Origin of the sequence: Vogesella sp. EB, from assembly GCF_001037925.1 — a bacterium.
GTDB classification, from domain to species: domain Bacteria; phylum Pseudomonadota; class Gammaproteobacteria; order Burkholderiales; family Chromobacteriaceae; genus Vogesella; species Vogesella indigofera.
This window is the reverse complement of sequence record NZ_LFDT01000006.1, coordinates 119,131-137,919: the sequence shown is the minus strand read 5'-3', so window position 1 is coordinate 137,919 and position 18,789 is coordinate 119,131. Positions and strand designations below refer to the sequence as shown.

19 protein-coding genes, 1 pseudogene and 1 riboswitch are annotated in these 18,789 nt (G+C 65.8%); of the genes and pseudogenes, 4 read left to right on the top strand and 16 right to left on the bottom strand.

Going from position 1 to position 18,789, the window contains the following annotated elements:
* Positions 1-117 precede the first annotated feature (117 nt).
* The 14 genes and pseudogenes from ACG97_RS05695 to ACG97_RS05640 all read right to left on the bottom strand — a co-directional run bounded on the left by ACG97_RS05695 (position 118) and on the right by ACG97_RS05640 (position 11,333).
* Positions 118-567: a hypothetical protein gene (locus ACG97_RS05695; RefSeq protein WP_047966375.1), complete on the bottom strand. Its 450-nt coding sequence runs from the start codon at positions 565-567 to the stop codon at positions 118-120.
* A 110-nt stretch (positions 568-677) separates the two neighbouring features.
* The gene (locus ACG97_RS17145; RefSeq protein WP_082133656.1) at positions 678-1,334 is read right to left on the bottom strand and encodes a hypothetical protein; all 657 of its coding nucleotides are present in this window, start codon (positions 1,332-1,334) and stop codon (positions 678-680) included.
* A gap of 90 nt (positions 1,335-1,424) precedes the next feature.
* Positions 1,425-1,778: a hypothetical protein gene (locus ACG97_RS17510; RefSeq protein ID WP_156167963.1), complete on the bottom strand. Its 354-nt coding sequence runs from the start codon at positions 1,776-1,778 to the stop codon at positions 1,425-1,427.
* Between the two features lie 117 nt (positions 1,779-1,895).
* Positions 1,896-3,392, bottom strand: a complete 1,497-nt coding sequence (locus ACG97_RS05685) for a cobyric acid synthase (protein ID WP_047966373.1) — start codon at positions 3,390-3,392, stop codon at positions 1,896-1,898.
* On the bottom strand, positions 3,389-4,222 hold the full coding sequence (locus ACG97_RS05680; protein WP_047966372.1) for an ABC transporter substrate-binding protein: 834 nt from the start codon (positions 4,220-4,222) through the stop codon (positions 3,389-3,391). Before ACG97_RS05680 ends, ACG97_RS05685 begins: the two co-directional genes overlap by 4 nt.
* 25 nt (positions 4,223-4,247) lie before the next feature.
* Positions 4,248-5,105 carry a cobalamin-binding protein gene (locus ACG97_RS05675; protein WP_047966371.1) on the bottom strand — a complete coding sequence of 286 codons (858 nt, stop codon included), beginning with the start codon at positions 5,103-5,105 and terminating at the stop codon, positions 4,248-4,250.
* Positions 5,102-6,115: a threonine-phosphate decarboxylase CobD gene (gene cobD, locus ACG97_RS05670; RefSeq protein ID WP_047966370.1), complete on the bottom strand. Its 1,014-nt coding sequence runs from the start codon at positions 6,113-6,115 to the stop codon at positions 5,102-5,104. Before cobD ends, ACG97_RS05675 begins: the two co-directional genes overlap by 4 nt.
* Positions 6,112-6,588: a GNAT family N-acetyltransferase gene (locus tag ACG97_RS18135; protein WP_047966369.1), complete on the bottom strand. Its 477-nt coding sequence runs from the start codon at positions 6,586-6,588 to the stop codon at positions 6,112-6,114. The genes cobD and ACG97_RS18135 overlap by 4 nt, the downstream gene beginning before the upstream one ends.
* A complete protein-coding gene (locus tag ACG97_RS18130) occupies positions 6,585-6,767 on the bottom strand; it encodes a cobalamin biosynthesis protein (protein WP_255348023.1) in 183 nt (60 codons plus the stop codon). The genes ACG97_RS18135 and ACG97_RS18130 overlap by 4 nt, the downstream gene beginning before the upstream one ends.
* Positions 6,768-6,879: 112 nt before the next feature.
* Positions 6,880-7,476: pseudogene (locus ACG97_RS18125) on the bottom strand (cobalamin biosynthesis protein); the annotation flags it as partial.
* Positions 7,477-7,490: 14 nt separating this feature from the next.
* A complete protein-coding gene (locus tag ACG97_RS05655) occupies positions 7,491-8,795 on the bottom strand; it encodes a cobyrinate a,c-diamide synthase (RefSeq protein ID WP_047966368.1) in 1,305 nt (434 codons plus the stop codon).
* Positions 8,796-8,941: 146 nt separating this feature from the next.
* A complete protein-coding gene (gene cobO, locus ACG97_RS05650; RefSeq protein ID WP_047966367.1) occupies positions 8,942-9,559 on the bottom strand; it encodes a cob(I)yrinic acid a,c-diamide adenosyltransferase in 618 nt (205 codons plus the stop codon).
* A complete protein-coding gene (locus ACG97_RS05645) occupies positions 9,556-10,305 on the bottom strand; it encodes an ABC transporter ATP-binding protein (protein WP_047966366.1) in 750 nt (249 codons plus the stop codon). The genes cobO and ACG97_RS05645 overlap by 4 nt, the downstream gene beginning before the upstream one ends.
* Positions 10,305-11,333, bottom strand: a complete 1,029-nt coding sequence (locus ACG97_RS05640) for an iron ABC transporter permease (protein WP_047966394.1) — start codon at positions 11,331-11,333, stop codon at positions 10,305-10,307. Before ACG97_RS05640 ends, ACG97_RS05645 begins: the two co-directional genes overlap by 1 nt.
* Positions 11,334-11,437: 104 nt before the next feature.
* Positions 11,438-11,807, bottom strand: a riboswitch (cobalamin riboswitch).
* Positions 11,808-11,941: 134 nt separating this feature from the next.
* Here ACG97_RS05640 and ACG97_RS05635 point away from each other — a divergent pair.
* From ACG97_RS05635 to ACG97_RS05625, 3 genes are all read left to right on the top strand, one after another.
* On the top strand, positions 11,942-12,526 hold the full coding sequence (locus ACG97_RS05635; protein ID WP_047966365.1) for an alpha/beta hydrolase: 585 nt from the start codon (positions 11,942-11,944) through the stop codon (positions 12,524-12,526).
* A 122-nt stretch (positions 12,527-12,648) separates the two neighbouring features.
* Positions 12,649-13,758 (top strand): Card1-like endonuclease domain-containing protein, encoded by a 1,110-nt coding sequence (locus ACG97_RS05630; protein WP_047966364.1) that lies wholly within the window; start codon positions 12,649-12,651, stop codon positions 13,756-13,758.
* Between the two features lie 211 nt (positions 13,759-13,969).
* Positions 13,970-14,704, top strand: coding sequence for an ABC transporter substrate-binding protein (locus ACG97_RS05625; protein ID WP_047966363.1), 735 nt, complete (start codon positions 13,970-13,972; stop codon positions 14,702-14,704).
* A 59-nt stretch (positions 14,705-14,763) separates the two neighbouring features.
* Here the strand turns inward: ACG97_RS05625 and trpE are convergent, their stop codons facing one another.
* Positions 14,764-16,245 (bottom strand): anthranilate synthase component I, encoded by a 1,482-nt coding sequence (gene trpE / locus ACG97_RS05620; protein WP_202902705.1) that lies wholly within the window; start codon positions 16,243-16,245, stop codon positions 14,764-14,766.
* A gap of 175 nt (positions 16,246-16,420) precedes the next feature.
* A complete protein-coding gene (locus ACG97_RS05615; protein WP_053068078.1) occupies positions 16,421-17,116 on the bottom strand; it encodes a phosphoglycolate phosphatase in 696 nt (231 codons plus the stop codon).
* Between the two features lie 194 nt (positions 17,117-17,310).
* On the opposite strand from ACG97_RS05615, the gene ACG97_RS05610 reads away from it, so the two are divergent.
* Positions 17,311-18,492 (top strand): hypothetical protein, encoded by a 1,182-nt coding sequence (locus ACG97_RS05610; RefSeq protein WP_156167960.1) that lies wholly within the window; start codon positions 17,311-17,313, stop codon positions 18,490-18,492.
* The last annotated feature ends 297 nt before the right edge of the window (positions 18,493-18,789 follow it).

The following is an 18,789-nucleotide window of genomic DNA, read 5'->3' as shown; positions in this document are numbered from 1 at the left end:
CAGGTCCGCTCGACTGTAGGGTTAGGGCTTTGGCTGACTAGCAATTTTTGCTGCTTTTTCCCATTCAGGGAATGACTTTGGCTGTGCTTTCTCAATTGCCTCCTTCGCGTCAAGAGTTTATTGTGAAAGCAAACTAGTAATGTACAGCCCATCCTTAAGGGTCTTGTTTGCGAAAAAGATAGTTGCGCCTATGAATGTACTTAACGGCAGCGGCTTTTCAAGAGCAAACATGACATAGACCAAAATTGATAGTGCCAGCGACAGAAGAAGCATGATGGCAACCCCAACAAACATACCTGTCTCATAGACGACGGACGCGAGATACCGAGTCTCATTGGAGTAGGGACCGTGCATATCTCTAAATTGCTCTCCAAGGTCTATGGATTTCCTATAACCATAGACAAGCCGCTTAGCAATGCGCTCCTTGCTGTCTACGAAATTCTTGAAGATTAATCGAACGAAATAGATCAGATCGGTTGCGATGATGCTGCCGATGGCACCAAGCAGGATGACTCCAGGGACACTTTGTAGCATCCATGCCTTAAGTTCTGGGGGAATTAGATCCATATAGCCTCGTATGTGAAAGCCCTAACGTTTGGTTAAGGGGCCGGCTTTAGCCGGTCCCGCAGTGAGCGAAGCGAACGACTTGAACCAATTGTTAGGCGTGGCACAGTCCGTTACACCTTTGGTGGATACGTATAATCCCAGCGAAAGAAACCATGTTCCTTAAATCCAGAACCTTGAAGCGATTCTTTCTTGCTTTTGATGTAGTTTGGTGGTGGGCATGTTACGTTGGACATCCAATATCCAGGCTCCCAGTCGATAATGCTAGGGAGGTTATTTATTTCTGCGTGGAATGGATTTAGCTCCGGAAGTGAGAAATACACAAATTCTCCAATGGAATTTTTTATCCATTCCTCTGGAGATTGTTTCTCAAGCAGTGGGGTGAAATGTACTTGGGACTTAGCGAGCTCTACAAAGTCTCGAATGCAGGTCATCGACCAACCACAAAATTCAAGATTCTCTCCAGTGTCAAATGCGATGTCACTGAGACGATTTATAGTTTCTTCTGGTGGAGTCTCAAAGCCATCAGAAAAGTGCTCTTTGTGCTTTTCGACACATAGGAGAATGTACTGCGCAGCCAGCGAACCAAGGTGATGGATTACTAACGCTGGATGCTCGCCGGCACCACCGCCAATAACCAGGTTTTCGGGCGAGCATGAGAAATCATAATCACCCCATTTTCCGTCTGTAATAGCCTCAAGCGGATGATATATAGGTAGGCCGTTAATATGTCCGACTAATTCATGATTAATTGAGTCAATGTAGCTCATAGCTTTGCCTAACGTTTGGTTAAGGGGCCGGCTTTAGCCGGTTCCGAGTGAGCGAAGCGAGCGACTTGAACCATTTGTTAGGTGCTTGCGCTATTTGAAACCAACCAGGTTTATGTAGGAGATTTCCTTCATGCCCATTTGGGATTCTATGTGAGCTGACTCAATGTATGCGCTTTTAACTCCGCATTGACATAATTTACTGATGTTGTTTTTTATTGCACCTTCGGTGCTGTGGTCGAAGCTAAACGCACTGCTACCTTCAACAATGCATATTTCTTTTGTCATACCATTTTCTATGGCTTGATTCTTTGTTTGATACACCGTTACCTCACAACTCCCGCTCTTATAAGTGGCAGCATTTCCGATCATTCTGACCGAGCCTGTCGCGCACCCTGACAAATAGCTGAGGATAAGAAAGGTTGATAATAATTTAAGTAGATTCATTACTGTCTCCGCAGTTTATGTAGGTGCACCTAACGTGTGATATACACACCATCGGTGTGCATATCTAATTTGAGGGTGGGTATATCCATGAGGTGTCATGGGTATTTCCTTTTTCTTTCAGTCGCTTAGTGCGGCATCTGCTGGCAAAGGCACATCTGGACGGGTATTCGTCTCTACCAACTTCCGCCCCAACCCCTCACTCGCCTCCGCCAGCCTAACAATGCTCGCCTCGCGCAGCGCAGCCAAGTCTACCCCCGTGGCATTGTCCATGCCAGCCCAATGCAATAGCGTTTGACATGCATCAGGATGGTCGAACAGCCCATGTAAATAGCTACCCATGATCTGGCCGTCGGGGCTGACGGCGCCGTCGACGCTGCCGTCGTCGAGCATGAACACCGGCCGTTCGCAGTCCGCGCCACTGCTGATACCCATGTGGATCTCGTAGCCGCTGACGGCCGCGTCGGCGTTGGCGAAGCGGCCTTCGCGGCGGGTGAGGGTCTTGGCGGCGGCCAGTGTGGTGTCGATGGCGAGGTAGCCGAGGCCGGCGCTGCTGCCAGGCTTGCCTTCTACGCCCAGCGGGTCGTGGATGTGGCGGCCCAGCATCTGGTAGCCGCCGCAGATGCCGAGCAGCTTGCCGCCGTAGCGCAGGTGGCGCTGCAGGTATTGCGGCCAACCTTGTGCTTGCAGAAACGCCATGTCGGCGCGGGTGTTCTTGCTGCCGGGCAGGATCACCAGGTCAGCCGGCGGCTTCGGCGCGTCGGGGCCGACGAAGTGCAGGTTGACGCCGGGGTGGGCGCGCAGCGCGTCGAAGTCGGTGTGGTTGCTGATGCGCGGCAGCACCGGCACCACGATGTTGAAGTCGCCTTTTTGCTGTTGCGTCTGCACCGCGTCCTCGGCGTCCAGCATCAGGCCGTGCAGGTAGGGCAGCACCGCCAGCACCGGTTTGCCGGTCTTGGCTTCCAGCCAGTCGAGGCCGCCTTGCAGCAGGCTGATGTCGCCGCGGAAGCGGTTGATGACGAAGCCGATGACGCGGTCGCGCTCGGATTGACTCAGGCAGTCCAGCGTGCCGGTGAGGTGGGCGAACACGCCGCCGCGGTCGATGTCGGCGACGAGGATCACCGGGCAATCGACCGCCTCGGCAAAGCCCATGTTGGCGATGTCGCGCTCGCGCAGGTTGATCTCGGCCGGGCTGCCGGCGCCTTCCACCATCACCGCGTCGTACTGCTGCTGCAGGCGGCCGTAGGACTCCAGCACCGCCTGCATCGCGGTGGTCTTGTACTGGTGGTAGTCGCGCGCGTTCATGTCGGCGCGTACCTGGCCGTGGATGATCACCTGCGCACCGGTGTCGGAGCTGGGCTTGAGTAGCACCGGGTTCATGTCGCTGTGCGGCGCCACACGTGCGGCGACGGCCTGCAGTGCCTGCGCGCGGCCGATCTCGCCGCCGTCGACGGTGACGGCGCTGTTGAGTGCCATGTTCTGCGGCTTGAACGGCGCCACGCGCAGGCCTCGGTCGGCCAGCAGCCGGCACAGCGCGGCGACCACGGTGCTCTTGCCGGCGTCGGAGGTGCAGCCCTGCACCATCAGCGTCGGCCACGGCCAGTGCGGGGCGCTCATGCCAGCGCTCCGGCGGCGCGGTCGGCGTGCCACTGCCGGATCAGCGCCTGCAGTTGCGGCAGGCCGCGGGTGAGCAGCGTCGGGCCGGGGGCGAGGATGTCGGCGGACTTGATCTCGATGATGTGGCCGCGCTCGGCGTTTTTGACGGCGGGCACATCCTGCCAGCCGTCGCGTTCCAGCACCGTTTCCGGGCGGAAGCGCTTGCCGCACCAGCTGCCGACGATCAAATCAGGCCGGCGCGCGGCCACCTCGCGGTGGTCGGCGAGAATGCGTTCTTTCGCGCGTTTATGGACGGCCAGTTCGGCAAAGGCATCGCGGCCGCCAGCCAGCGCGATCAGCTCGCCGACCCAGCCGATGCCGGTGATGATCGGGTCGTTCCACTCTTCGAAGTAAACCAGCGGCCGAGGCAGGCCGGCGGCGTCGTTGGCCGCCGCTTCGGCGCGGGCGGCGTCCATTGTCGCCTGCAGGCTTGCGGCCAACGTTTGCGCCGTCGCCTCCTTGCCGGTGAGGCTGCCCAGTACCCGCACCATGCGCAGCACGCCGGCCAGATCATGATGATTGAAGTGCTGGATATCGACACCGGCGGCGGCCACGTCTTTCAGAATGTCGCTCTGCAGGCTGGAAAACGCCACCACCAGATCGGGTTCGACGGCGAGGATCTTCTCCAGCTTGCCGCTGGAAAAGCCGCTGATCTTCGGCTTGTCCTGGCGCGCCTCGGGCGGGTAGACGGTAAAGCCGGAGATGCCGGCGATCAGGTCCTGCGCACCGAGCAGGTACAGCGTTTCGACGGCTTCGGTGCACAGGCAGGCAATGCGTTGGTAGTGGCTCATGGCGGACTCGGAGGCGGTTATTGGGTTAGCGGCGGGCGAGGTCGAGCTTGGCGCACAGCTGGCGCGTGCCCTCGATCATGCGCGGGGTCGGGCGGTTGAGCAGGTCGCCGTTGACCTGGTGCAGCTGCCGGTTTTGCACCGCGGCGATGCCAGGCATGCGCTGCCAGCGCTTGAGCAGGTCGTCGTTGTGGCGCATGGCGGCGGACAGGATCACCTGCGGGTTGGCGGCGATCACCGCCTCGTCGGTGACCACCGGTGCGGTGACCGGCAGCCGGGCGAAGATGTTGATGCCGCCGCACAGCGCGATGGCGTCGCTGACGATGTGCTGGCCGTTGAGGGTGTACAGCGGCTTGTCCCACACCTGGTAGAACACGCTGAGCTTGGGCTTGCCCTGTTGCTGCTGGCGCAGCACGGCCAGATCCTGCTCGAAGCGGCGCGCCGCCTGTTCTGCCTGCGCGCTGCTGCCCAGCAGCTGGCCGATGCGGCGCAGGTTGGACGGGATGTCGGCAAAGCGCTTGGGCTGGCTGTAGAACAGCGGGATGCCGAGCTGGCGCAGCGGCTCCAGCTGCCGCGCCGACGGGCCGTGCAGCCACACCAAGAGCAGGTCGGGCTTGGCGGCGACGATGCGTTCCAGGTCGATGGCGCGGAAGCTGCCGGCCTTGGGCAGCGCTTTGGCGGCCGCCGGGTAGTCGCTGTTTTCATCGACGGCGATCAGGCGCGCGCCGCCGCCGGCGGCAAAGGCCAGCTCGGTGACGTGCGGCGCCAGGCTGATTACGCGCTGCGCCGGGGCGGGCAGGGTGACGCGGCTGCCCTGGTCGTCGATGACGCTGACCGGTGCGGCCAGTGCCGGCAGGCAGGCCAGCAGCGGGAGAAGTCGTTTCATGCGGAGGTGTCCTTGTCACGGAAGCTGGCCAGCGTGGCGGCCAGTCGTTGCCAGTGGGTCTCGTCGGCCGGCAGGCCGAGGCGGAAGCGCGGTGCCGGCTCGGTAAACAGCCGGCACCAGATGTGTTGCGTCGCCAGATGCCGCTGCAGCGCGGCGGCGTGCGCGTACTCGCCGCCGGCGAACAGGTCGCAGCCGGCGTGCGGCAGCGCGTTGGCTGCCAGCAGTGCGGCCAACCTTGCGCGGCGTGCGGCAAGATCGGCGCGTGCCTGCTGCTGCCAGGCGCCATCGCAGAGCGCGGCGGTGGCGATGTGCTGCACCGCGCCGGGGATGGTCCACGGCCCCAGCTCCTCGTCCAGCTGCTGCAAGATGGCCGCCTCGGCGGCGACAAAACCCAGTCGCAGGCCGGCGAGGCCGAAGAACTTGCCCGGCGAGCGCAGCACGATCAGGCCGGGCAGATAGCCGGCGTGGGCGGTGACCGACAGCGCCGGCGTGACATCGGCAAACGCCTCGTCCACCAGCAGCCAGCCGCCGCGCGCGGCCTGTTGCTCTGCCCACTGCAGCACGCTGGCGGCCGGGTAGGCGTGGCCGGAAGGATTGTCCGGATTGCACAGGATCAGCACGTCGACGTGGCCGGCCAGCGCGCCGATGTCGGCGTGGGCATGGCGGCTGACGGCGTGGCCGTGTCGCGCCCAGCGCCAGCCGTGTTCGCCGTAGCTGGGGTGGGCGACGGCAACGCGGCCGGGCGGCCGTAGTCGCGGCAGCGCCTGGATCGCCGCCTGGCTGCCGGCGACGGGTAAAAGGTTGGCCGCGCCGTAGTAGGCGCAGGCGGCGGCAATAAAGCCGGCGTCCGGTTGCGGCAGCGTGTGCCACAGCGCGGGCGGGACGGCCGGCACCGGGTAGGGCCGCGGGTTGAGCGCGGCGGACAGGTCGATCCAGCCGGCAGGCTCGCCGCCGTAAGTGGCGATGGCGGCGTGCAGGTTGCCGCCGTGTACGGGGCGCAGGGTGTTCATGGCAGGCGTTTTTCCATCAGGCAGTTTTCCAGTTGCTGGCCGCGCACGGTGACGATGTTGCGCTGTTGCACGCTGAAACCGTGGCGCAGGAAAAACGCCTCCGCCGCCAAGCTGACATGGGCGTGCAGCGCCGGTAGTTGCAGGCGGCGCGCCTCATGCAGCAGGTGCTGCATCAGCTGCGTGCCGGCGCCCTGGCCGCCTTGCGCCGGGTGCACAAAAAACAGGTCGATCAGCCCGTCCGCTTGCAGGTCGGCAAAGCCGACGATGTGCTTGCCGTCGCACAGCAGCCACGGCTGGCGGGCTTGCAGGTGCTGCTGCCAGACGGCGGGGTCGTATGTTGCCGGCGCCCATGCCGCACATTGTGCCGCGCTGTAATGCCGCGCCGCGCGCTGGTGCACGGCGGCGTGGAAGATGTCGCGCAGTGCCGTGCTGTCTGCCGGCTGGTAGCGGCGTAGCGAGTAGGGTTGTTTCATAGCGGAATCGCCAGCAGCAGCCACAGCAGCAGCGCCCGGTCCAGCAGCCGCGCGGCACGGGCGATGTCGGCGGCGGCGGGCGTGGCGCCATCGCCCAACGTTGGCCGCGCTTCCAGCTGGCCGTGGTAGGTGGCGGCGCCACCCAGGCGGATTGCCAGCGCGCCGGCGCCGGCGGCCATCACCGGGCCGGCGTTGGGGCGTGTCCCACTGCGGCGCCTGCGTGCGCCAGCAGCGCAGCGCGAGGCGGGTGTGGCCGGCCAGCGCGTAGGCCAGCGCGGTCAGCCGTGCCGGCACGAAACCCAACACGTCGTCGGCGCGGGCGGCGACTTTGCCGAAGCGTTCGAAACGCGGGTTGCGGTAGCCCCACATCGCGTCCAGGGTGTTGGCGAGGCGGAAGGCCAGCGCGGCCGGGGCGCCGCCGACGGCAAACCAGAACAGCGCGCCGAACACCGCGTCGTGGCCGTTTTCCAGCAGCGATTCGGCGGCGGCGCGGGTAACGGCGGCCTCGTCGGCATCGCGCAGCTCGCGGCTGACGATGCGACTGGCCAGTGCGCGCGCCTGCGGCAGGTCGCCGGCCAGCAGCGCCGCGCCGATGGGGCGGGTGTGTTCCAGCAGGCTTTGCCGGCCGAGGGTGAAGTACAGCACCGCCACGCTGACGGTGGCGGCCGCCAGTGGCGGCAACTGTGCCAGCAGCCAGAACAGGGCCAGCGGCAGCGGCAACACCAGCAGCGCCCAGGCCAGCAGGCCGCGCAGCAGGCCGCGCAGCAGGCGCTTGCGGCCAACGTTGAGTGTTTTTTCCAGCACGTTGGCCACAGTGCCGAAGCCGACCAGCGGGTGAAAGCGGCGTGGCTCACCGAGCAGGCGATCAAGCAGCAGCGCCGCCGCCATCGGCGCGGCGACGCTCAGCATGGTGCTGCCCCGCATGGCGGCAGGAACAGCGCGGCGGCGGCGGCCGGGTTGCTGGCGAAGTAGGCGTGGAAGTACGAGGCCTGCACGCTGCCGTGGCGGTACACCGCCTCGCCGCCGGCACGGCCGTCCTTGCGCTGGCAGTGGGTCAGCGCTGCCAGCGGCGTGTCGAAGCTGGAGTAGTGGAAGGTGTGGCCGCGCAACTCGCCAGCGCCGTGCGGCCAGGCCTGGCTGCCCAGCGCCGCCAGTTTCTTGCCCATGCGCACGCTACCGGGTAACACGCCGGCCATCGCGTGGTGGTGGCCGTCGGTGTCGGTGAGGCTTTCCGTCAGCGCCATCATGCCGCCGCATTCCGCCCACAGCGGCGTGTCGGCGGCGACGGCGGCGTGCAGGCTGCGTTGCCAGCGCTGGTTGGCCGCCAGCGTTGCCGCGTGCAGTTCCGGATAGCCGCCGGGCAGCCAGACGGCGTCGGCACCGGCCGGAATGGCTTCGTCGGCCAGCGGCGAGAAGAAGGCAAGCGTCGCGCCCATGGCCGCCAGCGTGCGCAGGTTGGCCGCGTAGATGAAGGCGAACGCGGCGTCGCGGGCGATGGCGATGCGGCGGCCGGCCAGCAGTGGCGGCAAGGCCGGCTGCACCTGCGGCGCCGGCGCAAACTCGGGCAGCGACGCCAGTACCGCGTCGTCCAGCTGCAGCGCGTCGGCCAGTGCATCCAGCCGCGCGGCGAGATCGGGCAGCTCGGACGGCAGGTGCAGGCCGAGGTGGCGCTCCGGCAGCGACTCGACCTGCCGTGGCAGGTGGCCGACCACCGGCAGCTCTGCCGTGCCGCAGGCGCGGATCATGTCGGCGTGGCCGGGGCTGGCGACGCGGTTGGCCAGCATCCCCGCCCACGGCAGCTGGCCGTGATCACGCAGGCCGCGGGCGATGGCCAGCGCGGTGCCGACCATCGCCGAGCAGTCCAGCACCGCCAGCACCGGTACGCCGAAGTGGCGGGCCAGATCGGCGCTGGACGGCTGGCCGTCGTACAGCCCCATCACGCCTTCGATCAGAAGGTAGTCGCACTCCCGCGCCGCCTCGGCCAGCAGCGCGTGGCATTGCGCCTCGGTGCACATCCACAAGTCCAGCACGTCCACATCGCCACCGCTGGCGGCGGCCAGCAGCATCGGGTCGATGAAATCGGGGCCGGTCTTGAACACGCGCACCCGCTGGCCGGCGCGCGAGAGCTTGCGGGCGAGGGCGGCGGTGACGGTGGTCTTGCCTTGGCCGGAGGCGATGGCGGAGAGGAGAAGGGCTTTGCAGCTCATGGGCTTGCTTTCATTTCGATGGGCGGGGCAGGTCACGCATGGGTGTGCCGTTGCCGGCGCGATGGCGATGGCCGGCAAGGTGGCCGCAATGCGCTTGCGGCCAACCTTGCGCCGGAAACGGGCCGGCGTGATGGTGTATCGGGGGGTTACCACTCGATGCCGGGTTGGGCGGCGATGCCGGCGGCAAACGCGTGCTTGACCAGCGTCATCTCGGTGACGGTATCGGCGGCGTCGATGATCGCCTGCGGTGCGCCGCGGCCGGTGACGATGACATGCTGGCCCGGCGGGCGGGCGATGATGTCGTCGAGCACGTCTTCCACATCCAGATACTTGTATTTCAGCGCGATGTTCAGCTCGTCGAGCAGCACGAGACCGATGGCCGGGTCCTGCAGCATCTGCCGCGCTATTTCCCACGCTTCGCCGGCGCGGGCGACGTCGCGCTCGCGGTCCTGCGTGTTCCAGGTGTAGCCCTCGCCCATCGCGTGGAACTGCACCTCGTCGGGGAAGCGGCGCAGGAAGCGCTCTTCGCCGGTGGACATCGCGCCCTTGATGAACTGCACCACGCCGACCTGCATCTCGTGGCCGAGGCCGCGCATCACCATGCCGAAGCCGCTGGAGCTTTTGCCCTTGCCGTTGCCGCAGTTGACAATGAATACGCCGCGGTGCTGGTCGGCGGCGGCGATCTTGGCGTCCATGATTTCTTTCTTGCGCGCCATGCGCTCGTTGTGGCGCTCGGTGCGGCCCTGGTCTTCGGTGTGGCTCATGATGGGTGTCCGGGTAAGAAGCAGGGGTGGCCTGCGTGGTGGAGTCGGGTTAAGGGGTAGCCGAGCACGGCGGCGAGGTGCTCGGCGTTAAGTTCGGCCAGCGGGTACTGGCGGTGCTGGCCGTGCTCGTCGAGCAGCAGCGCATGGCTGGCGCAGGCCGGGGCCAGCTGCAGGTCGTGGCTGACCAGTAGCACCGCCTTGCCCTGCGCGCACCAGCGGCCGATCTGCTGCTGCAGCGCGGCCTGGTGGGCGAGGTCGAGCGAATTGGACGGCTCGTCGAGCAGGATCAGCGGCGCATCCTGCGCCATCACGCTGGCCAGTGCCACGCGCTGGCGCTCGCCGCCGGACAAGGCCTGCAGTGGCCGTGCCGCCAGACGGCCAAGGTCGAAGGCGTCCAGCGCGGCGGCGATGCGTTGCGGGTTGTCGCCGGCGTCCGGCCAGGCAAAGCGCGCGGCGGCGACGGCATCCTGCACCGCGTAATCAAAGGCATCGTGGCTGGCCTGCGGCAGCATGGCGAGGCGTTGTGCGCGCTGGCGCGGCGTCAGCTGCGGCAGAGGTTGGCCGCACAGGCGGATGTGGCCGCCGTCGGCGCGGCGCAGCGCCGCCAGCGTGGCCAGTAGCGTGCTTTTGCCGCAGCCGTTGCGGCCGGCGATCCACCAGCATTCGCCGGCGCGGACCTGCCAGGTGAGCGGCTTCAGCAGCGTGCGGTGGCCATGGCGAAGGGTGAGCTGGTCACAGTGCAGCATCAGGCTAGCCTCCGGCGGGTGCGTTGCAGCTGCCAGAACAGCACCGGCACGCCCAGGAGCGCGGTCAGCACGCCGACCGGCAGCTGCATCGGCGCGACGATGGTGCGCGCCAGGGTGTCGGCCAGCACCAGCAGCGCGGCGCCGCTGAGCACGGCGGCAGGGATCAGCCGGCGCAGGTCCGGGCCGCACAGCAGGCGGCAGGCGTGCGGCACCATCAGGCCGATGAAGCCGATGCTGCCACCCTGGCTGACGGCGCTGGCGGTGAGGATGGCTGCCAGTACCAGCAGCAGGCGGCGCAGCATGGCCACCGGCACGCCCAGCGTCAGCGCGTGGTCGCCGTGCAGCGCCAGCAGGTTGATCGCCGGCGCCTGCCACCACGCCAGCAGCGCGGCCGGCAGCAAGGCCAGCCACGGCCACGGCCGCAGCGGGGTGCCGGCGATGTCGCCGACCAGCCAGAACACCATGCCGCGCAATTGCGCGTCCGGCGCAATGGTGAGCAGCAGCGAGATCAGCGCACCGCAGGCGGCGGACAGCAGCACGCCGGTGAGCAGCAGTAGCACCGTGCCGCTGCTGCGCGCGAAATCGCGGCGCGCCAGCAGGAACAGCAGCGCCGACAGCGTCAGCGCGCCAGCGACCGCGGCGCTGTCCACCTGCCACAGTGCCAGCCCCAGCCACAGCGCCAGCAGCGCGCCGACCGAGGCGCCGCCGGAGACGCCCATCACGTAAGGATCGGCCAGCGGATTGCGCAGCAGTGACTGCATCAGTACGCCGGCCAGTGCCAGCGAGGCGCCGGTGACCCAGGCGGTCAGCGCCCGTTCCAGTCGCAGGCTGAGCAGGGTATCGGCCAGTTGGCTGCCGTGGCCGCTGGCGGCCAGCCACAGCTCGCCGGCGCCCAGCGCGATGGAGCCGCTGCTGCAGGCCAGCAGCAAGCTGCCGCCACTGAGTAGTGCCAGCAGCGTCAACAGGGGCAGGGTGGGTAAGCGCAGGGCGCCGCGCAATGGGCGGTCCAGCGTCAGGCTGTGGGACATGGGCGCGATATCGGAATCGCGGAAGGGGCAGGCGTCAGGCGCACGGATCAGCAATCTGACCGGATGCCGCCCTCCGCAGCATGTGTCGGGACGCACTGACTGGCAGTGCGCGCGTTCGCCGTGGCCGGTATCCGGGCTGGTTTCGCCGTCTGCCCGCCTTCCCGTGATGACTCACAGTGGCGATGGGCAGGGCGGTCATGACGGCAGGGCCGGCAGACCTTAGAACCTGTTCAAATCCTCGCGAGCTCACGCGAGACAAGTCAAAAACGACTGAGAAAGTGGCATTTGTTACTAATATAAACAAGCATGCCGAAGTCGTTTTTAATGCCGTATCGCCCCATTGGGAGCTGTCGCAGCAGACATTGAACAGGTTCTTGAAGAAACGCACCGTTGCGGGGGCAGCACAGGGGTCACCTGTTTCCCGTTTAACTTGCCGGCGTGCGCCGGCGAAGCACCAAGGCAGTCGGCGATTTTAGCAGATCGGCAGCCCATGCTGCCGGCTTTTATATTTTCAAAAGGAATAACAAAACAAAAAATAATTATTTTTGGAAATATAGTGGCGCGGTTATGGTGACGGCAGAATCTTTCCATACCTTGGGGGCAGCAGCATGGCGCACGATTTTTCTGGCTTCGACTACATCATCCAGCCGGGCTGGAACAATTCCGGCCCCGAGCACTGGCAGAGCCACTGGCAACAAACGTTGGCCGCAACGCGGGTGGCCAACCACGACTGGCAGACGCCGCAGCTGGACGACTGGCTGGTGGCACTGGACGCGGCGGTGGCGGCCGCCACGCAGCCGGTGATCGTGATCGCGCACAGCCTCGGTTGCGCCACGGTCGCGCATTACGCGGCACGTTACGGCAACAAGCTTGCCGGTGCGCTGCTGGTGGCGCCGGCGGACGTCGAGCGCGCCAGCGCCCCAGCCGCATTGCAGCCGTTCGCGCCGCTGCCGGAGCTGGCGCTGCCGTTCCCGGCGCGGGTGGTGGCCAGCGACAGCGACCCGTTCAGCCTGCCGCTGCGCTCGGCGCGGATGGCGGCGTTGTGGCAAAGCCCGCTGCACTGGCTGCGCGACGCCGGCCATATCAATGTCGCGTCCGGCCATCGCCAGTGGCAGGACGGGCTGGCGCAGCTGGCGGTGCTGGTGGCCGATATCCGCCAGCAGCCGCAGCCGCGCGCCGCGGCGTACGCCTGAGCCGGCGGCCAAGCTTGGCGGCCAAGCGCTTGTACTGACGCGCGCGGCGCGGCAATGGGCGTGGCATTTGCGGCGGGCTTGGGCATAGAATTCAGTCATGCCCTGTCCCGCTGGAGCGCGTCATGCACCTGTTGGCCTTTGTTGACCATGTCGTCAGCGACATCATTACCCCGGCGCTGGACCCGCGTTTCGACATCGACCGGGTGACGCTGCTGTGCCACCGCGCTCACCTTGACCTCGCCTTCGACATCCTCGGCGTCTGCCAAAAGCTGCACCTGACCGCGGCGGTGGAGACGCTGCCGGCGGACAGCCAGCCGCTGGCGTTGCGGCAGCGGCTGCAGGAGCTGGTGCAGGGCGGCGTCTGTTTCAATATCAGCGCCGCGTCGCCGGTGCAGGCGGCGCTGGCCTACGATCTGGCGCGCGAACACCGGCTGCCGCTGATGGCGGTGGAACACGACAACGACCGCCTGATCTGGCTGCTCGGCGGCGAGAGCAGCCGCCTGCACAGCGGCACCGAAATCGCCGAAGGGCTGTCGCTGGAGGCTTATTTCGCGCTCTACGGCAGCCGCATCCTCGCCATCCACTACCGGCTGGAGCGGCGCAGCCCGCACCACGAGGATCTGGCGCGCGATCTGGCGGAACACGCCGCGCTGCGCCCGAAGTCGCTGTCGCTACTCAACCGGCTGTGCAACGACCTGGACGAGCAGCAATTCAGCCAGCACCCGCTGTCCAGCGGCGAACACGTGCTGTACGACTGGCTACTGGCCAGCGGCATGGTGGAGTTCCGCGACAGCGGCCACATGCGCTGCCTCGATCCGCGGGCGCGCTTCTTTCTCGCCGGCGGCTGGCTGGAGGTGTGGCTGCTGTCGCAGGTGGCCGAGCTGGCGCAGATCCTGCCGATCAGCGATGCCGCCGTCGGCGTCAAGATCAGCCATCACAATGTCGAGAACGAATACGACGTGGCGATCCTGTGCAACAACCACCTGTACCTGATCGAGTGCAAGACCGCCGCCCCCACCAGCTTCCAGCAGCGCGGCGTGGGGCTGGAAAACCTGTTCAAGCTCAACAGCGTTGCCGGTCTGGGCGGCCTGCACGCCAAGGCGATGCTGGCCAGCCTGTACGTGCCGACCGAAAGCGAGGTCGGCCGCGCCGAATCGCAACGCATCACGCTGCTGGCCGGGCCGCAGCTGCGCCAGGCGCGCGAGTACCTGCGCGAGTGGCTGATGAGCTGAGCGTGGCCCGGACTCGCGGTAATGCCGCGCCCTGTCGCATTCTCGGCCGCGCACAAGTCCGCATCCGGCGTCCCGTACTGCCACTGCGGCGCCAGCGGTGGCGGCCGTGCCACAGTGGCAAAATATGTCATCGTGTTTGTGAGAAAAAGAATTTTTTGTGACAGGCTTTCTGCTATCTTTGCCGCCGATCCCATTTCCCCGAACGGTTGCCATGCGCCTGATCCTGATGCTGCTGCTGGCCGCGGCCAACCTTGCCAGCGCCGACAGTCTGCTGATTGCCACCGAACACTTCCCGCCGTACCAGATCGAGCGTGAGCAGCGCGTCAGCGGCTTTGTCGCCGACAAGGTGATCGCGATGCTGCGCCAGGCCAATCTGCCGTACCGGCTGCGCGCCTATCCGTGGCAGCGCGCCTACAACACGGTGCTGGCAACGCCGCAGTCCTGCCTGTTCTCGGTGACGCGCACGCCGGAGCGTGAGGCGTCGTTCCAGTGGATCGGGCCGCTGACGCACAGCGAGTGGACGCTGTACGCGCTGCGCGGCCGCTTCATTTCATTTCGCAGCCTCGACGAGGTGCGCCACCTGCGTATCGGCACCTATTACGGCGACGTGCGCGACAGCTACCTGCGCCAGCACGATATGAAGGTCGATGCCGCGCCGCAGGACCGTGACAATATCGACAAGCTGCTGCAGCGCCGTATCGACCTGTGGGCCAGCGACCGCTTCACCGCCAACGGCCTGCTGCTGCAGCGGCAGCTGGACACGCGCATTGAGCCGGTGCTGGCCTTCAACCGTGTCGACTTGTACCTGGCCTGCAACCGCAAGCTGGACGCCAGTGTGGTGAAACAGCTGCAACAGGCGCTGCACATGCTCAAGCGCGACGGCAACTGGCGCGGCATCGAGCAGCGCTACGCGCGCTGGCCGGACATGCCGCAACACCAGCACTGAAAAACATTGCGGCCAACCTTGAACCAAGGTTGGCCGCAATGTTTTTCAGCGGGTGGGGCTCAGGCGTCGAGGCCGCTTTGCACCAGCTCGGCGGCACGGATCACCGCGCGCGCCTTGTTCTGCGTTTCCAGCCACTCCGATTCCGGGACCGAGTCCGCCACCACGCCGGCGCCGGATTGCACGTACAGCACCTCGTTCTTGATCACTGCGGTACGGATCGCGATCGCCAGGTCCATGTCGCCGGTAAAGCCGAGGTAGCCGACGGCGCCGCCGTACACGCCGCGCTTGGTCGGCTCGAACTCGTCGATGATCTCCATCGCGCGCACCTTGGGCGCGCCGGACAGGGTGCCGGCGGGGAAGGTGGCCTTGAGGATGTCGATGTTGGATACCTGCGGCTGCACCTTGCCCTCGACGCTGGACACGATGTGCATCACGTGCGAGTAGCGCTCGATGATCATGTTTTCGGTGATCGTCACGCTGCCGGTGTCGGCGACGCGGCCGACGTCGTTGCGGCCGAGATCCATCAGCATCACATGTTCGGCGATTTCCTTCGGATCGGCCAGCAGGTCTTCCGCCAGCGCCAGGTCCTCTTCGCGCGTCTTGCCGCGCGGGCGGGTGCCGGCGATCGGGCGCACGGTGACGGTGTCGTTCTCGCGGCGCACCAGGATTTCCGGCGAGGCGCCGACGACGTGGAAATCGTCGAAGTGGTAGAAGAACATGTACGGCGACGGATTCAGGCTGCGCAGCGCGCGGTATAGCGCCAGCGGCGATTCGGCGAACGGCATGCTCAGCCGCTGCGCCAGCACCACCTGCATGATGTCGCCGTCCAGGATGTAGTTCTTGGCGTCGCTGACCGCCTGCTTGAATGCGGCCTCGCCGTACTCCGACACCGCCTCGGTGGCGACCGACGGCAGCGACAATGGAATCGCCACCGGCTCGCGCAGCTTGTTACGCAACTGGCCGAGGCGAGCGTTGGCCTTCTGCAGCGCGTTCGGCACCGCCGGATCGGCGTACACCACCAGGTAGAGCTTGCCGGACAGGTTGTCGACCACCGCCAGTTCTTCCGACAGCATCAGCAGGATGTCGGGGGTGCCGACCGGGTCCGGCTTTTGCGTGGCGGCCAACCTTTTCTCGACGTAGCGCACGGTGTCGTAGCCGAAGTAGCCGACCAGGCCGCCGGTGAAGCGCGGCAGTCCGGCGATCGGCGGGGTGTTAAAGCGCTGGCTGAAGGCCTCGATGAAGGCGAGCGGGTCGCCTTCGTGGCGCTCGATCACCTTGTCACCGTATTCCACCTGCACGCTCGTGCCCTGCACGCTCGTGCCCTGCACCCGCAGCCGGGTGGTGGCCGGCAGGCCGATGAAGGAGTAGCGGCCGGAGCGCTCGCCGCCGACCACCGATTCCAGCAGGTAGGAATAGGGCTGGTTGGCCAGCTTCAGGTATACCGACAGCGGGGTGTCGAGGTCGGCGAACAGTTCGAGGGTGACGGGGATGCGGTTGTAACCGGCGCTGGCCAGTTCGGCGAATTGTTGTGGTGTCATGATCGTTCCAGGGTGTCAGGTCAAAAGGAGCGGGGCGGGGCGGCGTCTAGCGTCGCCATCGCCAACTGGCACGATCGGGCTGGAATCTCATGATGCTGGCTTTATCAAGTAACAATGCGGAACGGCTATTCTTGCGCAAAAACGCCTGCGCCGTACAGAGGTAGCAGGCGTGGTGCCCTTATACGCGCAGGTTTTGCGGCAGTTCGGCGGATTTTTTCAGCAGCGCGAACAGCTCGACCAGGCTGTCGATCACCAGATCGGCGTGCAGGTTGGCCGCATCGCGGTAACCGTAGCTGACCGCCACGGCGGCGCTGCCGGCGGCACGGGCGCACAGCACGTCGTTTTCCGAGTCGCCGACCATCACGATCTGCTGCGGGGTGATGCCCAGTACCTCGGCCACATGCTGCAGCGGCAGCGGCGACGGTTTTTTCTCGGGTAGGCTGTCGCCCCCGAGGATCAGGCTGAAGGCGCTGTCGATGCCCAGTTGCGCCAGCAGAGGCAACGCCAGCCGTTCCGACTTGTTGGTGACCACCACCAGCGGCAGGCCGAAGCCGTGCAGCAGGTTGAGGCCCTCGGCGACGCCGGGGTACATCTTGGTGTGCACGGTCAGGTGGCGGTAGTAGTGCTGGATGAAGAAGGTGAAGCCCTGTTCCCACAGCGTCGCGTCGGCTTGGCCGTCGCGGCTGTCGGTCAGCGCGCGGTGTACCAGGCTGGCGACGCCGTCGCCGACGTGGGACTGGATGCGGTCGGCGGCCAGCGGGGCGAGGCCGAGTTCGGCGCGCATGGCGTTGGCGCTGGCGGCGAGATCGGCGATGGAGTCAACCAGGGTGCCGTCGAGGTCAAAGGCGACGGCCTTGATGTGTGTCAGATTCATGGTCAGCGTGGGGCGGGGCGGTAGCGTGACGGCGGGCGGCACGGGTTGAAGATGGCGCCGATTATACCGGAAGCCCGGTGCGCCACCGCCATGTGTTGCTTGCAGCGGAAATGACAAATCAGTAGCATGCCCGGTTTTGCCGCGTATAGGGCGCTTGCGCCGGCGTGGTTGGCTGTTTCTATCGAAAGGACATCATGAAACCTCGTGCACTGGCTGTTGCCGTGACGCTATCCGGCCTGCTGCTGGGCGGCTGCGCCTCGCCGCTGGCCAACAAGACCGCCGATGCGGCGGCAATCCACGCCATCGAGCAGAACGCGCGGCTGGCGCGCTACAACTTCGACGGCGAGGTGCGCGTCAAGGCGATCCGCCTGCCGGGCAAGGTGGAAAGCCTGGTGGAGGGCGACGTGATCGGCGAAGTGGCCAAGTCGTTCAGCCTCGAGTTGCGCGGCGCGGTGGACATGAGCAAGAGCCGTGTCGAGATGACGCCGACCTTCCGCTTCAGCCGGCCGAACGCCGAAACCTGGCTGCGCCTGCCGATGCTGGCCGAGCTGAACACCCTGACGCTGTGGGTGGACGCCTCGGTGCTGGATCTGGCGATCCCGGTGCTGCGCGGCGAGCACAAGGGCAAGTACGTGATGTTCCAGGCGCCGCAGGACAAGGTGAAGAAGCTGCCGATAGACGCGGTGCTGGCGGAACTGCCGCAGGTAGCGAAGAACATCTACGCCGCCGTCGACAGCAAGGCCTACACCTTCCAGCCGCTGGACGAGGCGGCGCGCCAGGCCGGCGCCAGCTATCGCATCCGCCTGACGCTGGACCCGCTGGCCGAGGCGAAAATGAGCAAGCAGGCGGTGCAGGAGCTGTTGCAGCTGGCGCGCCGTCATGCCGGCGAGCACCAGAAGGAAGTGGAGGAGTTCGCCACCGCCGTTGGTCCGTTGCTGGACGCGTCGCAGGAAGAGCTGCAGACCAGCTCGCAGACCGACCTGCTGGTCAGCCGCAGCGGCAAGCTGCTGGGCGTCAGCGAGCTGCGCGAGTTCTCGGTGCCGAAAGAGAAGGAACTGGCGGTGACGGTGGCGTCCACGGTGCGCCTGAGCAACCACGAGCAGCCGGTGTTCAGCATGCAGCCGACGGCGAACAATGTGGTCAGCTTCACCGAGTTGCAGCCGCCGTCGTGGCTGGGCGGCAAGCGCCCGAGCGATGACGGGGAAGAAGCGGTCGAGGGTGACGACGAGGCGCCGCTGGACGAGGCCGCCTTGGCGGCAGAAGCGGCCGAGGAAGCCGCTGCCGCGGCACCGGTCGTCAAAAAGCCGGCGAAGGCGGCCAAAGCGCCCAAACCGGTCGCGAAGCGCAAACCGAAACCGGTCGCCCGCGCCCAGTAACACGGCAACAGCAAAACAGCCCGTCACCATGGTGACGGGCTGTTTTGCATTGCGGCCAACCTGGTGTGCCATGACGGCGTAGCGCCGCAAAGAACCTGTTCAATGTCTGCTGCGCTTCGGCGATACGGCGTTAAAAACGCCTTCGGAATGCTCATTTACTGCTTGTAAATTCCGCTTCCTCAGTCGTTTTTGCCTTGTCTCGCTCTAGCTCGCGAGACCTTGAACAGGTTCTAAGAAAACCTCGCAGCGCACCTGAGCCAGGTCGCGCCGCCGCAGACAGTACAAATCGTAGGGCAG

Bases quoted from the DNA above. Each gene is read 5' to 3' on its own strand.
- ACG97_RS05695 (WP_047966375.1), bottom strand. From the start codon at position 567: ATGGATCTAATTCCCCCAGAACTTAAGGCATGGATGCTACAAAGTGTC.
- ACG97_RS17145 (WP_082133656.1), bottom strand. From the start codon at position 1,334: ATGAGCTACATTGACTCAATTAATCATGAATTAGTCGGACATATTAAC.
- ACG97_RS17510 (WP_156167963.1), bottom strand. From the start codon at position 1,778: ATGAATCTACTTAAATTATTATCAACCTTTCTTATCCTCAGCTATTTG.
- ACG97_RS05685 (WP_047966373.1), bottom strand. From the start codon at position 3,392: ATGAGCGCCCCGCACTGGCCGTGGCCGACGCTGATGGTGCAGGGCTGC.
- ACG97_RS05680 (WP_047966372.1), bottom strand. From the start codon at position 4,222: ATGAGCCACTACCAACGCATTGCCTGCCTGTGCACCGAAGCCGTCGAA.
- ACG97_RS05675 (WP_047966371.1), bottom strand. From the start codon at position 5,105: ATGAAACGACTTCTCCCGCTGCTGGCCTGCCTGCCGGCACTGGCCGCA.
- cobD (WP_047966370.1), bottom strand. From the start codon at position 6,115: ATGAACACCCTGCGCCCCGTACACGGCGGCAACCTGCACGCCGCCATC.
- ACG97_RS18135 (WP_047966369.1), bottom strand. From the start codon at position 6,588: ATGAAACAACCCTACTCGCTACGCCGCTACCAGCCGGCAGACAGCACG.
- ACG97_RS18130 (WP_255348023.1), bottom strand. From the start codon at position 6,767: ATGGCCGCCGGCGCCGGCGCGCTGGCAATCCGCCTGGGTGGCGCCGCC.
- ACG97_RS05655 (WP_047966368.1), bottom strand. From the start codon at position 8,795: ATGAGCTGCAAAGCCCTTCTCCTCTCCGCCATCGCCTCCGGCCAAGGC.
- cobO (WP_047966367.1), bottom strand. From the start codon at position 9,559: ATGAGCCACACCGAAGACCAGGGCCGCACCGAGCGCCACAACGAGCGC.
- ACG97_RS05645 (WP_047966366.1), bottom strand. From the start codon at position 10,305: ATGCTGCACTGTGACCAGCTCACCCTTCGCCATGGCCACCGCACGCTG.
- ACG97_RS05640 (WP_047966394.1), bottom strand. From the start codon at position 11,333: ATGTCCCACAGCCTGACGCTGGACCGCCCATTGCGCGGCGCCCTGCGC.
- ACG97_RS05635 (WP_047966365.1), top strand. From the start codon at position 11,942: ATGGCGCACGATTTTTCTGGCTTCGACTACATCATCCAGCCGGGCTGG.
- ACG97_RS05630 (WP_047966364.1), top strand. From the start codon at position 12,649: ATGCACCTGTTGGCCTTTGTTGACCATGTCGTCAGCGACATCATTACC.
- ACG97_RS05625 (WP_047966363.1), top strand. From the start codon at position 13,970: ATGCGCCTGATCCTGATGCTGCTGCTGGCCGCGGCCAACCTTGCCAGC.
- ACG97_RS05615 (WP_053068078.1), bottom strand. From the start codon at position 17,116: ATGAATCTGACACACATCAAGGCCGTCGCCTTTGACCTCGACGGCACC.
- ACG97_RS05610 (WP_156167960.1), top strand. From the start codon at position 17,311: ATGAAACCTCGTGCACTGGCTGTTGCCGTGACGCTATCCGGCCTGCTG.